This is a genomic window from Bacteroides sp. BFG-606, assembly GCF_024788145.1.
Taxonomy (GTDB): Bacteria; Bacteroidota; Bacteroidia; order Bacteroidales; family Bacteroidaceae; genus Bacteroides; species Bacteroides vicugnae.
Genome location: NZ_JANUIL010000001.1, coordinates 6205260 through 6218462, shown reverse-complemented (window position 1 = coordinate 6218462; position 13203 = coordinate 6205260). Strand labels below are relative to the sequence as shown.

14 protein-coding genes and 2 pseudogenes are annotated in these 13203 nt (G+C 49.3%); 11 read left to right on the top strand and 5 right to left on the bottom strand.

Annotated features, from left to right (window positions below; all coding sequences use genetic code 11):
- Positions 1–7 precede the first annotated feature (7 nt).
- From NXV01_RS24060 to NXV01_RS24020, 9 genes and pseudogenes are all read left to right on the top strand, one after another.
- Positions 8–388 carry a hypothetical protein gene (locus NXV01_RS24060; RefSeq protein WP_004301338.1) on the top strand — a complete coding sequence of 127 codons (381 nt, stop codon included), beginning with the start codon at positions 8–10 and terminating at the stop codon, positions 386–388.
- 10 nt (positions 389–398) lie between these two features.
- A pseudogene (locus tag NXV01_RS24055) lies at positions 399–880 on the top strand (DNA N-6-adenine-methyltransferase).
- A gap of 7 nt (positions 881–887) precedes the next feature.
- Positions 888–2039, top strand: coding sequence for a conjugative transposon protein TraM (traM, locus tag NXV01_RS24050; protein WP_018452180.1), 1152 nt, complete (start codon positions 888–890; stop codon positions 2037–2039).
- A gap of 11 nt (positions 2040–2050) precedes the next feature.
- Positions 2051–2854 carry a site-specific DNA-methyltransferase gene (locus NXV01_RS24045; RefSeq protein ID WP_004301335.1) on the top strand — a complete coding sequence of 268 codons (804 nt, stop codon included), beginning with the start codon at positions 2051–2053 and terminating at the stop codon, positions 2852–2854.
- Positions 2855–2882: 28 nt separating this feature from the next.
- The gene (traN, locus tag NXV01_RS24040) at positions 2883–3734 is read left to right on the top strand and encodes a conjugative transposon protein TraN (RefSeq protein WP_005944228.1); all 852 of its coding nucleotides are present in this window, start codon (positions 2883–2885) and stop codon (positions 3732–3734) included.
- A complete protein-coding gene (locus NXV01_RS24035; protein WP_004301333.1) occupies positions 3731–4255 on the top strand; it encodes a hypothetical protein in 525 nt (174 codons plus the stop codon). Before traN ends, NXV01_RS24035 begins: the two co-directional genes overlap by 4 nt.
- A 26-nt stretch (positions 4256–4281) precedes the next feature.
- Entirely contained in the window at positions 4282–4938 is a 657-nt protein-coding gene (locus NXV01_RS24030) for a hypothetical protein (RefSeq protein WP_004301332.1), read from the top strand.
- Positions 4939–4951: 13 nt separating this feature from the next.
- A complete protein-coding gene (locus tag NXV01_RS24025; RefSeq protein ID WP_005944229.1) occupies positions 4952–5686 on the top strand; it encodes a DNA-directed RNA polymerase subunit alpha C-terminal domain-containing protein in 735 nt (244 codons plus the stop codon).
- Between the two features lie 3 nt (positions 5687–5689).
- Positions 5690–7876, top strand: a complete 2187-nt coding sequence (locus NXV01_RS24020; RefSeq protein WP_004301330.1) for a type IV secretory system conjugative DNA transfer family protein — start codon at positions 5690–5692, stop codon at positions 7874–7876.
- A gap of 107 nt (positions 7877–7983) precedes the next feature.
- On the opposite strand, the gene NXV01_RS24015 is transcribed toward NXV01_RS24020, so the two are convergent.
- Positions 7984–9198 (bottom strand): PDDEXK nuclease domain-containing protein, encoded by a 1215-nt coding sequence (locus NXV01_RS24015; RefSeq protein ID WP_004301329.1) that lies wholly within the window; start codon positions 9196–9198, stop codon positions 7984–7986.
- A gap of 55 nt (positions 9199–9253) precedes the next feature.
- Between NXV01_RS24015 and NXV01_RS24010 the strand changes: the two genes are divergently transcribed.
- Both NXV01_RS24010 and NXV01_RS26105 read left to right on the top strand, forming a co-directional pair.
- The gene (locus NXV01_RS24010) at positions 9254–9541 is read left to right on the top strand and encodes a hypothetical protein (RefSeq protein ID WP_004301328.1); all 288 of its coding nucleotides are present in this window, start codon (positions 9254–9256) and stop codon (positions 9539–9541) included.
- Between the two features lie 89 nt (positions 9542–9630).
- Positions 9631–9750, top strand: a complete 120-nt coding sequence (locus tag NXV01_RS26105; RefSeq protein ID WP_018452185.1) for a hypothetical protein — start codon at positions 9631–9633, stop codon at positions 9748–9750.
- Positions 9751–9839: 89 nt separating this feature from the next.
- Here NXV01_RS26105 and NXV01_RS24005 read toward each other — a convergent pair whose 3' ends face one another.
- The 4 genes and pseudogenes from NXV01_RS24005 to NXV01_RS23990 all read right to left on the bottom strand — a co-directional run bounded on the left by NXV01_RS24005 (position 9840) and on the right by NXV01_RS23990 (position 12984).
- Entirely contained in the window at positions 9840–10214 is a 375-nt protein-coding gene (locus tag NXV01_RS24005) for a hypothetical protein (RefSeq protein ID WP_004301326.1), read from the bottom strand.
- Positions 10215–10247: 33 nt separating this feature from the next.
- A pseudogene (locus NXV01_RS24000) lies at positions 10248–10519 on the bottom strand (hypothetical protein).
- Positions 10520–10526: 7 nt separating this feature from the next.
- On the bottom strand, positions 10527–10802 hold the full coding sequence (locus NXV01_RS23995; protein WP_008669723.1) for a hypothetical protein: 276 nt from the start codon (positions 10800–10802) through the stop codon (positions 10527–10529).
- A 445-nt stretch (positions 10803–11247) separates the two neighbouring features.
- Entirely contained in the window at positions 11248–12984 is a 1737-nt protein-coding gene (locus NXV01_RS23990; RefSeq protein ID WP_089503706.1) for a ParB/RepB/Spo0J family partition protein, read from the bottom strand.
- Positions 12985–13203 lie beyond the last annotated feature (219 nt).

The window sequence follows — 13203 nt, the reverse complement described above, 5'->3', positions numbered from 1 at the left end:
GGAGTTTATGAATATCAAGGGATTCAGGCGGATGCTCTTCGGTGAAAAGATGCCGGACAAGAACGATCCGAAATACAAAGACCGTTACGAGCGGGAGGTGTCCGCCGGACGAAAGTTCGCCCAAGCGACACGTATCGACAAGGCTGCCGCCAAGGTACAGGGATTCGCCAACGCGCACCGGATACTTTTTCTGGTCATCGTCTTCGGTTTCGCTATCGGAGGGTTCACTTGGAACATCTATCGCATTACGATGGCATACCGCAACAGCCGGCCGACACGCACGGCGACGGAAATGCAGGATTCGGTGCTGCGGGAAAGACACAAGAGGCTGCAAGGGGGTGAAATAAGGGAAAATCGGAACGAGAACAAGAAATATGAACCGCAATAAAGGAGTGCTTATGAATACACGATTTGAAAAATCAGTCCGCTCGTCGGACGAATGGTACACCCCGAAGGAGGTGCTGAAAGCGTTAGGCAGGTTCGACCTTGACCCTTGCGCCCCTGTCCATCCGTTGTGGCCGACCGCCGAGGTCATGTATGACCGGGACATGGACGGATTGTCCCTGAAATGGGAAGGGCGTGTATGGCTCAATCCTCCGTACTCGCGTCCCTTATCGAACAGTTTGTCCGAAAGTTGGCGGAACACGGCAACGGCATCGCGCTGTTGTTCAACCGTTGCGATTCCAAAATGTTTCAGGACGTCATTTTCGAGAAAGCGACGGGCATGAAATTCCTGCGCCACCGCATCCGGTTTTACCGCCCGGACGGAACACGCGGCGATTCTCCCGGTTGCGGCAGCATCCTGATCGCATTCGGAGTGGAAAACGCAGAAGTGCTGAAAAACTGCAGCATTGAAGGCAAGTATGTACAACTCAATTAAAAGATGTATGATGAAGATATTTGATAAAATCAATTTCAGGGAGCCGAAGTATATGCTTCCGGCTGTCCTGTATATCCCGCTTCTGGTTGCATCGTACTTCATCTTCGACCTGTTTCAGACCGAAACGGCGGAGATTCCGGACAAGACGCTGCAGACAACGGAGTTTTTGAACCCCGATTTGCCGGATGCCCGGCTTAAAGGCGGTGACGGCATAGGCAGCAAGTACGAGAACATGGCCAAATCATGGGGTAAGATACAGGATTACTCCGCAGTGGATAACATAGAACGAGATGAACCCGATGACAACAAGGAAGAATATGAATCGCAATACACGGTGGACGACATCGCCCTGCTCGATGAGCAACAGCAGGAAAAGGCTGCGGCAGCGCAAATTGCCGATGCCAAGACGCGCGAGCAAGAAGCTCTCGCGGAACTGGAGAAAGCCCTTGCCGAAGCAAGGTTGAGAGGACGCAATGAGGTATTACCGGCGACCGATACGGACAGTACCGCATCGGCGCAACCCCCGACGGCAACCATAGAGGTTAAGGGAAAAATAGAGGAAGAGAGCCGTTCGGTAAAAGCCCCGTCAGAGAACGAACCGCCCAGCGAAGTGGTACGCAAGGTAAAGACGGCTTCGGATTACTTCAATACGCTTGCGGTCAATGCCCGTGAACCGAAACTGATAAAGGCCATTATCGACGAGGACATCAAAGCGGTGGACGGCTCGCGTGTGCGGTTGCGTCTGCTCGACGACGTGGAGATCAACGAGTGCGTGGTCAAACGAGGGTCGTATCTGTATGCCACCATGAGCGGCTTCTCGTCGGGGCGTGTGAAGGGGAACATCACCAGCATTCTCATCGAGGACGAACTGGTGAAGGTCAGCCTGTCCCTTTACGACACGGACGGCATGGAGGGGCTTTATGTACCGAACAGCCAGTTCCGGGAAACGAGCAAGGATGTGGCAAGCGGTGCGGTGTCGGGGAATCTGAACATGAATACCGGCAGTTACGGCAACAGTCTCTCGCAATGGGGAATGCAAGCCGCTACGAATGCCTACCAGAAAACGAGCAATGCCATCGGCAAAGCTATCAAAAAAAATAAGGTAAAGCTGAAATACGGCACTTTCGTCTATCTGGTGAACGGACGTGAGAAACAGTAAAAACGGAAGCCATGATAGAGATTGACAACATATATAATATGGACTGTATCGAGGGCATGAAGCTCATGGCGAACGGCAGTGTCGATGCCGTGATAGCGGATTTGCCTTACGGCGTGTTGAACCGTAGCAACAAGGCGGTACACTGGGACAGGCAGATACCGCTCGAAGCGTTGTGGGAACAGTACCGCAGGATCACCAAGCCGGGAAGCCCCGTTATCCTCTTTGCGCAGGGCATCTTCTCGGCGCGGCTCATGCTCTCGCAACCCCGGATGTGGCGGTATAACCTCGTGTGGCGGAAAGACCGGGTAACGGGTCACCTGAATGCCAACCGGATGCCGCTACGCCAGCATGAGGACATCATCGTGTTCTACGACCGTCAGCCGGTATATCATCCTCAGATGATGCCGTGTCCACCGGAACGGAAAAATCATGGACGGCGCAAGACGGACGGTTTCACGAACCGCTGTTACGGTGAAATGAAACTGGCTCCGGTGCGTGTTGCCGAAGACAAGTACCCGACCTCTGTCATTTCCATACCCAAGGAACACAAGACAGGAGCATTCTATCATCCGACACAGAAGCCGGTAGCCTTGATAGAGTACCTGATGCGCACCTATACCAACGAGGGCGATGTGGTGCTGGACAACTGCATCGGTTCGGGTACGACCGCCATTGCCGCCATCCGCACGGGACGGCATTACATCGGATTCGAGATTGAACCGACGTATTGCGAAATTGCCGGACGACGGATTCGGGAGGAACTGGAACGTGGTCATGGGATTAAAGAAAGCGAAATAAGGGAAATAAAGAAATAAAAAAATAAAAAATATCAACAGAAACGATATGAACAAGAAAATAATTATAACTGCATTTCTTCTGGCGGCAGGACTTTTTGCCACACGGAACGCACAGGCTCAGCGTACATACGAAGAGATGGAACGGCTGACTGTCAATGAACAGGTAACGACCGTCATCACAGCCTCGGAACCGGTCCGCTTCGTGGATATTTCCACAGACAAGGTGGCGGGCGACCAACCCATTGAGAACATCATCCGGTTAAAGCCCAAAGAGACGGGACACGAGGACGGTGAAGTGCTGGCCATCGTCACCATCGTAACGGAACGCTATCGCACGCAGTATGCACTCATCTACACCACGCGGATAAGCGAGGCGGTGGCAGACAAGGAAATTCAGCTACAGGAACGGGATGCCTACAACAATCCTACGGTCTCGATGTCCACAGCCGACATGGTGCGTTTTGCAAGACGGGTGTGGAACTCGCCCGCGAAAATCCGCAACGTGGCGACCAAGGCGCACCGAATGGTGATGCGCCTGAACAATATTTACTCGGTGGGCGACTACTTCTTCATCGACTTTTCCATCGAGAACAAAACGAACATCCGTTTCGACATCGACGAGATACGGGTGAAACTGTCGGACAAGAAACTTTCGAAGGCAACTAACGCGCAGACCATCGAGCTGACTCCTGCCCTGGTATTGGAACACGGCAAGACGTTCAAGCACGGCTACCGGAACGTGATTGTCGTGAAAAAGATGACCTTTCCGAACGACAAGCTGCTGACTATCGAAATGACGGAACAACAAATCAGCGGGCGCAATATCAGCCTGAACATCGACTACGAGGATGTGCTGTCGGCCGATTCATTTAACACCGCTTTATTGGAGGAGGAATGACGATGAAAAAGACGTTGAAAACAGTTTTGTTACTGATGCTTGTCTGCATAGGGTTTGCCACCAATGCCCATGCGCAACGCAACGGCGGCCGCCTCTCGCTCGGCGTGGGATTGCTGTATGAGAACGGCATGGACGTAACGCTTGCTTACGAGCATGAAATGAACTACCGTCATGCGTGGGAGTTCTTCGCCAACGGCTATCTGAAATGGACGGAATGTAAATCTTGCGGTCATATTTGTCCGGAATCCTTCTGGCGCAACTACCGCACTTATGGTTTCGGTGTGGCGTACAAACCTTGTGTGGTGCGTGGACGCAACCATTACGGCAACTTGCGTATCGGAGCTTCGGCAGGGAGCGACACGAACAAGTTTCTTGCCGGAATCCATGTGGGTTACGAGCACAATTATGAGCTGCGGTCGGGATGGACGCTGTACTGGCAGGTCAAGAGTGACATGATGATAAAAGGGGCGGATTTGCTGCGGACAGGTATCGTGCTGGGTGTAAAACTGCCGATAAAATAAAGGAAAAACAAAAAAACGGAAATGACATGATACGAAAGATTCAATGGATTGCAATGGTAGTGGCGGCGGTATTGTGCGCTGCCTGTGACGCCCATATCGACGTACCCGATACGGCGGTACGTCCGGGGCATATTCTCTGCGAGGACGGCACGGCATTGTCCTATGCGCAGTATGAACAATCGGGGAAGCGGGCAATAGCGGTTGTCTTTGATACCGAACGCCGTGAAGGAACGGAAGGGAACGGCTATGCGGTTTACCTGTGGGACATTGCTCCGGCGGCATTCGCCGACAGCCTCGGTGTCGCACAAGGGACGTCGGCCGACATCGGGGCATTGGACGGGAACATGAACACCTTTGCGCTGTACGACACAAGGGAGACGGCTTCGCCTATGGCGGAAGCGGTCTTTGACCTGTGGCGGTACGGACAGAGTGCCTATATCCCGTCGGTAGCACAGATGCGGTTGCTGTATGCTGTCCGGGAAACCGTCAATCCTGTCATTGAACGGTGCGGCGGTCATCCGTTGCCGTTGGATGAATACGATTGCTGGTACTGGACATCGACGGAAGTGTCCGGACAAGAGACGGCGAAAGCGTGGCTTTACTCGACAGGAAGCGGCGCGATGCAGGAGACACCTAAGACACAGGCGCATAAGCTGCGGCCTATAATTACCATGAACAAATAAAATGTGCAACGATATGAATATAGATATGCTTTTCTGTATAGTATTGATGGTATTGGGGGCTTTCCTCATATACTATCCCATCAAAGATGAATCACCTCGGCAAAAACTGAAAAAGCTCGCCGATTCTGTTGCGTCTGATAAAAAGGACATTGATTATCTGATTCAACGCTTCAGCTACCTTTTGGATAACATGGCGGCAGACAATGGGAAAGGTTCGGCTCTGAGATGCCAGATTGCCAAATTGGAGGAAGTTGTCAAGGAGTTGAACGGCAAACGCAAGGAACTTGAGTTAAACAACCGGTCGATGACGGATGTTAATGACGAATTGAAGCGAAGCAATGCCGAACTTTTAAGGAAGGCTTCTGAATTGCGTGATGAGATACAGCAACAGGAAATTAAAATCCAACAGCAGGAAGAATACATCAATTCTGTCCAGAGAGTCAAAGAAGGGCTTGAGATAGCCTTGGACAACATTCAGGCAGAAGAGGTGCATTATCTCTCACAGCCGATATTCAGCATGAAAATGACGCCTATAGTCAGAAGCAAACTCGAATCTCATGGGATATTGTATGTCGGCGACCTGATTCAGCTCAACGAGGAATATCTCATGGAAATCTGGGGTTTAGGACCGGTAGCACTTGAAAGAATAAAGACGAAACTGAACGAAAACGGTGTGTGGTTCGGTATGGATGTCATACGAATCAACGACCGTTGGTATCGTCGGAAACAAGAATTAACAACGGATTGATTCATGGAAGAGAGCAAAGAATTACAAGGGTTCTACAAGATATTCCGTGCGGTCATCTATATCTCCGTGCTGATGGAGTTCTTCGAGTATGCCATCGACCCTGCCATGCTCGACCACTGGGGTGGCATACTGATTGATATTCACGGGCGCATCAAGCAGTGGATGATTTACAATGACGGTAATCTTGTGTACAGCAAGATTGCGACGTTCCTGCTTATCTGCATCACCTGTATCGGTACGAGGAACAAGAAGCATCTGGAGTTCGATGCCCGGAGACAGGTGTTATATCCGCTAATCAGCGGACTGTTCCTGATTGTGTTCTCCGTGTGGTTGTACCATCATCCGATGGAAACGAGGCTCTACACGTTGCCACTAAATATCATCTTCTACATGGCGACCACGCTTGTCGGTGTGATATTGGTACATATCGCACTGGATAACATCTCGAAGTTCATCAAGGAGGGACTGGGTAAAGACCGGTTCAACTTTGAGAATGAAAGTTTCGAGCAGAGCGAAGAGAAGGTTGAGAACCAGTATAGCGTGAATATACCGATGCGGTACTATTACAAAGGTAAATTTCGCAAGGGATGGGTGTCGATAAGCAACTGTTTCAGAGGAACATGGGTAGTCGGAACTCCGGGCAGCGGTAAGACGTTCAGCATCATAGAACCGTTCATCCGCCAACATAGTGCCAAGGGCTTTGCGATGGTGGTCTATGACTACAAATTTCCGACACTTGCCACTAAACTTTACTATCATTACAAGAAAAACCAGAAGCTCGGAAAACTGCCCAAAGGGTGCAAGTTCAACATCATCAACTTCGTGGATGTGGAGTACAGCAAACGGGTGAACCCCATTCAGGCAAAGTACATCAATAATCTTGCGGCGGCGAGCGAAACGGCGGAAACCCTGTTGGAATCCCTGCAGAAAGGCAAGAAAGAGGGAGGCGGAGGCAGTGACCAGTTCTTTCAGACTTCTGCCGTGAACTTTCTTGCCGCCTGTATCTACTTTTTCGTGAACTACGAGCGGGAACCCTACGATGCAAACGGAAAGAAACTATATGCGGAGAAACGGCAAGATCCGCAGACGAAGTTCTGGAAGCCGACGGGTGTCGTTCGTGACCGTGAGGGTGGCAGCATCGTGGAACCTGCCTATTGGCTGGGAAAATACTCGGATATGCCGCATATCCTTTCATTTCTCAATGAGAGCTACCAGACTATTTTTGAGGTACTGGAGACGGACAACGAGGTCGCGCCGTTGCTCGGCCCGTTCCAGACGGCCTTCAAGAACAAGGCAATGGAACAATTAGAGGGTATGATTGGTACGCTGCGTGTCTATACCAGCCGTTTGGCCACCAAGGAATCCTACTGGATATTCCACAAGGATGGGGACGACTTCGACCTGAAAGTTAGTGACCCCAAGTCACCCAGTTATCTGCTGATAGCCAACGATCCGGAAATGGAAAGTATCATCGGAGCGTTGAACGCTCTGATATTGAACCGTCTCGTTACCCGTGTGAACACCGGGCAGGGGAAGAATATTCCGGTCAGCATCATCGTGGATGAGCTGCCGACACTGTATTTCCACAAGATAGACCGACTGATAGGTACGGCGAGAAGCAACAAGGTAAGCGTAACGCTGGGTTTTCAGGAGTTGCCGCAGTTGGAGGCTGACTACGGAAAAGTGGGAATGCAAAAAATCATCACGACAGTGGGCAACGTGGTAAGCGGTTCAGCTCGCGCAAAAGAGACACTGGAATGGTTGTCGAATGACATTTTCGGCAAGGTAGTACAGGTCAAAAAGGGCGTGACCATCGACCGGGATAAGACGAGCATCAATCTCAATGAGAATATGGACAGCCTTGTACCCGCCTCGAAAATTTCGGATATGGCGACGGGATGGATTTGCGGACAGACGGCCAGGGATTTCGTGAAGACGAAAACCGGTACAGGAGGCTCGATGAACATTCAGGAATCGGAAGAGTTCAAGACTACAAAGTTCTTCTGCAAGACGGATTTCGATATGAAGGAGATAAAAGCGGAGGAAGCGGCCTATGTACCGCTACCGAAGTTCTACACCTTTAAGTCGAGGGAGGAACGGGAACGCATCTTGTATAAAAATTTCATACAAGTCGGACAGGATGTAAAAGACATGATAACGGATGTACTGAACAAGCGTGGGGCGAAATAAATCAAAATCCCTGCAATAATCACGAAATTATTGCAGGGATTTTTATATTCAATTTCAGTTACCCAAAATCTTGTGGGCATAAAGCCGGTTTTACGGACGTAAATGAATTATCTGACAGTTTCCGATTTGGAATCGTTTTCCGATAGCAGATTTTGTAATTTGTCGATGTCCGGTAGAGTCTTGCGCAGATTCTCCGGCATTTCTTGGGCTGTGCGGTATGTCGCCACGCCCATAGGCTTATCATAGTCGCGCACCATGATTTCGACAAACTTGCGGTTGGCATCCTGGCATAGGACAATACCGATTGAAGGGTTCTCGTGCGGTTTCTTGTCGGTCATGTCATACACCGTCAGGTAGCCGCTAAGCTGTCCGAGATAATTCGGGCGGAACTTGCCCCGTTTCAACTCCACGATTACGCTGGCATTCAGTTCTCTGTTGAAGAATACAAGGTCAGCAAACATTTCTTCTCCGGCAACTATCAGGCGATGCTGACTGTCGATAAAAGTGAAGTCGTTTCCAAAACGGAGAATGAACTGCTTGATATTGGTTACGATTTGGTTTTCGATGACCTTTTCGTTCCAGTCCTGTTCGCGTTCTCCCACATTCTCCAGATTAACCATTTCGAGCATATACTCATCCTTGAACGCCAATATCGCTTTTACGGCATAAATGGCTTCGGGCAGCACTTGAAGGAAGTTGCTCGGCAAAGATCCGCGATTTGAATAGATGTCTTCTTTCAAGTAATTTTTGAGAGAGGATAGCGACCACGCATTTTGAGCGGCACAATGGATATAGAACAACCGTTCCGCGATGTCTTTTGAACGAGTCAGGATTTCAATATGATGTGAAAAGCTGATCTTGACAAAATCGTCCCAGGTAAATTCGGTATTGACCGGTTGCCCGATAAGTTGCAGCAGTAGATGCTCGTCAATATCCAATTCGCCCAACGCTGTTGGATGAATTAAAGCCGTACCCTTTTCCGACGAATGGTTTTCCAATTCGCCCAACACTGTTGGACGAATTAAAAACGTCCTCCATTCCTCATAGAATGAGCGCATCCGTTTCAACCCCGATTCAGAAAAGCCGTGCAGACCGGGCAACTCCCGTTGAAGGAGCTTTGATATGGTAGGCAATGCTTTAGTACCCCAACAGCCGATGCGGGAATTTTCAGACACGAATTTCCCCACTCCAAAATACAACGAGAGAGTTTCTTTGTTGACCGCAGCCGCACTTCTATACCGGCAGCGTTCGATGGCATGTTTGATTATCTCTACTGCCTCTGCATATTGTGTATAATCCGATGGGATAACCTGTTGTTCCATATACATACGTTTTTGTGCCGCAAAGGTACGAAAAATACGGGATATACAGGGCAGAATGCCAACATATTATAGTGCCGCGTGGGTCTTATTCGGTATTTTTAGCGTTCCGGTGTCTTGCACTCGCTTTGCTGCCAATCTACTCACTCAGATGTTCATGCGTCTGGGGCGTGCCGAGAAAGCTGGTAGCGGTGTGGATAAGATTGTGAGCGGTTGGCAGTCTTTGGGTTGGCCGCTTCCTACTGTAGCCGAGGAAACACGTCCGGACTATGTTGTGCTGACCTTGCAGTTAGGGATGAAAACCCGACAAGAAAACCCGCAAGAAAACCTCGCAAGCAGGATTTGAGAAAAGAGCAAATCTTGGAGTTCTGTGTTGAGCCGCAATACCTATCTGATATTTTGCAACATTTAGGATTGAAAGATAGGGAAAATCTTATGGAGGTCTATATCAATCCGATGATTGGTACAGGGGTATTGGAAATGACGGAGCCGGACAATCCCACAAGCCGTAACAACGGTAAAAGTGGAACAAGGACTTCAAAAGTGAGTTTATAATAGGATATTGCGGCTTGGACGCATCCAACCGCACACGAAAACACCGCCCACGTAGAAAAATGGGCGGTGTTATTCGGTCGCTCGCTTATTCAGGCTCGTGTACCGCTTAAAAGTACGGCAAGTTGCCGGTCGCAGAATTTGTCGTATTCCTCTTTGTCCGTACCGCTTTCGACGGCTCGGTCAATGACATCGCCCAACTCGTCGAAGCATACTTCCTCATTGACGCACTCCGCACCGTTCTCTTTCAGCAGATATACCTCATAATAATCGGAGCCGTTGAGTGCGATAACGACATTTCCGGCGTGCAACCGCCCGTTTACTTTAATCCGCAATGCCGGCAAATCCCGGAATACCGTAGCGACAAAATCGCCGATTCCCCACGACATAAGAATGGGCATGGGTGTAAGTGATACCAATTGTTCTTTGATGGTCTGTGCGATGTGCATTACATACTCTTTATCCATAACTTTGATTTTTAATATGATTATTGATTTATGTTAGTTGAACCATTCGGGGTTATCCTCTTTTAATTCCGTGATGAGTTCATCGTCCGGTAATTTGAGGGTCTTCGCATCGGTAAAAAAGAAAACCTCGTCATATATTTGTTCGGCTTCCTTACTTGCAAAACCTTCGTTTTCGTCCTCGAAACTGCCCGGATGAAGTGCATCGAGCAGAGCGGTAGAGCGATAAGTAGTTCTTCACCTTCGTTGGATTTCACGATACGGCAGATGTAGATATTGCCGTCAAATTGTAGTTCTTTCGTTTTCATACGTCTGTTATCTTAATGGGATGTGTTTCCCGTGAACCTTGAGGTATTCCATGATGCACTTCGCTTCCTCGTGCGATGCACGGTTGCGGTCATCGTAGTTGCGTGTCTCGTCCGCCATGACCACGATACACTCCTTGACCAGTCGGTAAAGGCTTTGCTGCAGTGTGGGGTGCATTTCGGGGATAGCGGCTGCAAACCGTTTGGGGTTGAAGCCGTAATCGTTCACTGCTCTTTCCCAGTCTTTGGCGAGCTGGTACTCCTTGCTTTCCTTGATATTGTCCATAATCTTGAATTTTAATGATTTGTTTTTTTCTTCCCTCCGTTCGATTCCTTTCTGTCGGAACCGCTTTGGGATTTTATGGATGCGGTACACGGTTGTCGGTACAGCTTCATACGGAAGGCTTTTCCTGTCAATTACTCTTTCTGAGGAAAGGAAGAATTTGCAGGAAATTCACTTTAAGCCGCCGGATCAAGCGCGACGGCCGACCTTTGCATCTGATAAAACCAAACCGGGACGGACTGACAGGGAATGAAGCCGGGGAAACGTTATAAAAGGGAAGTTGAAAATGGTAAAAAAGAGAGGGAACGGACGTTATGAATGGAGGAAGGGCGGGTGGTGACGGGTTCGTCAGAAAGTTAAAAGAGGTACTTGGGTCCTTTGTCCGGAGCATACAAAAATGAATAGAGGGCGGATTTCTCCCTCCCCCTATCCGTTATGACAACATTTGTCAGGCAGCTATTTCTTCCGCTTGCGGTTCGGTCTGTGCTTCCGCTTCGGGTTGCGGTTCATCGGGTTGTTCCGCTTCCTGCGTGGCTTGTTCCTGCAAAGCGGCTTTCTTTTCCTCGATGCGTTGGTGTCGCTTTTCGTACACTCCATTATATCCGTCTTGGATATTGGCAAGTTCTTCGGGCATATGCTTTTGGGCGAAGTCAAGCAACAGGGAGGCAGTGACGTTGTTGCCGAATGCGTCTTTGAAATTGGCAATCAGATAATCCCTGCGGATAACGGCTTTCTGCTTGGCGGTAAGGTTCTCGATGATGCGCATTTTGTCCTCGCTCGTAAGGTAGTAATAAGAGCCTTTATCTTCAATGCCTACCTCATTGAAATGCTCTTTGCGGAGTGAGGAGAGCAGGAAGAAATACACCATTTTCTCCTCGTCCTGTCCAAATTTGCGTTCTGACATATCGACCTCTAAAATCCGCTTTTTGGTGTCTTCAACGGTCTTTTCGAGGGCAATCTCCTTGTTGCGTTTGTCCTGCTTTTCCAACTTCTCGATAGGTGAAAGCGGCATTTCGGTTGCCGTACCGTTTGCGGTGGTAGCGGTATTTGCAACATAGCACAGTGTAATGTCGTTGCTCTCGATACGGAGATAGAGGGAGATTTCTCCTGCTTCGCTTCGGGTGCGGATTGCTTCGCATTTCTCGGTGTAGCCGTTCAATTTCTGCTCGTAATCCTTTTCTGCTTCCTCGTATTCCTCGGTGGTATCGTAATCCTCTTTTTGAGGAGCTTGGGGGCATTCGGGGTATTTCGTTGCATAGGTTTTAAGGCTTTCCACCTCGTAGCCCATAGCGGTAAGTCGGTCGATGACGGCTTCATTGTAATTGTAGCTTTCGTGGCAGAGGGGAACGGCAGGGTGCTGTTCCATGAGCCGCATAGCCTTTTCGGTAAGGTGCGATGTGTTCATTTCCACCAAGCAAGCACGGTTGGCGCAATTTCCGCAACTACCCTCACAGAATAACATCATGTTATTGGTATTGTGGGGACATGAAAGACAAAGGGTTTTGTCAAATGAATAGCGATTGAGGTCTGCGGTATATTGCCGTTCGATGCTCTGTGCCACCTCGGAGGCTTTCATGCCTCGCCAACTATTGTACTGCACTCCCTCTTTCAGATGTTGGTCGTACACCTCACGCTGTATCTCTTCCCCATAACGGCAGATTTCACTTGCCACACTGATTGTGATTTCGTCCTGCTCCAACAGCAAGGCGATTTCGGGTATCAAGGAAACGAATTTAAGTCGTGTACGGATATACGCTTCCGTCTTGCCGAACTGCACGGTCAAGGATTGGACATCGTGGCGACCGCTGTCTATGAGTTTTTGGTAGGCGTTGGCTTCCTCAATCGGGGTAACATCCTTGCGATGCAGGTTCTCGGTGATTGCCATTTCCTCGGCTGTCTCGTCGGAAATTTCCATGACGGTAGCCGGAATTTCCGTCAATTCAGCCATGAGGGAAGCACGGTATCTGCGTTCTCCAAAGACAATCTCGAAACGGTTGTCCGCAATGGGGCGCACACCGATAGGCTGAAGCACTCCCTGCTGACGGATACTCTCGGCAAGTTCCGCAAGGCTTGTCTCGTCAAAGTTCTTGCGTGGGTTGTAGTTACTTGGCTGAATGTTTGCCAATGCTACCGATGTGATGTTCTTCTCTACTGCTTGGGCTGCTGCTGTTGTTGCCATAATCATAAAATTTAATTGTTATTGAATTGATTTTCTTTTTTATCCCTCTTTTCGGTTCTTTTTTCTGCCTGAACCGCTTGGGATTTACAGATGCTTCAAGGGACTGACGAACAAGCTATTTTCAACGCTTTTTCCGGAAAATTACTCTTTCAAGGAAAGGAAGAATTTTACGAGAAATGCACTTCAAAGCGGTGAAATCAAGCGCGGCAGTCCAAATTTGCGTCT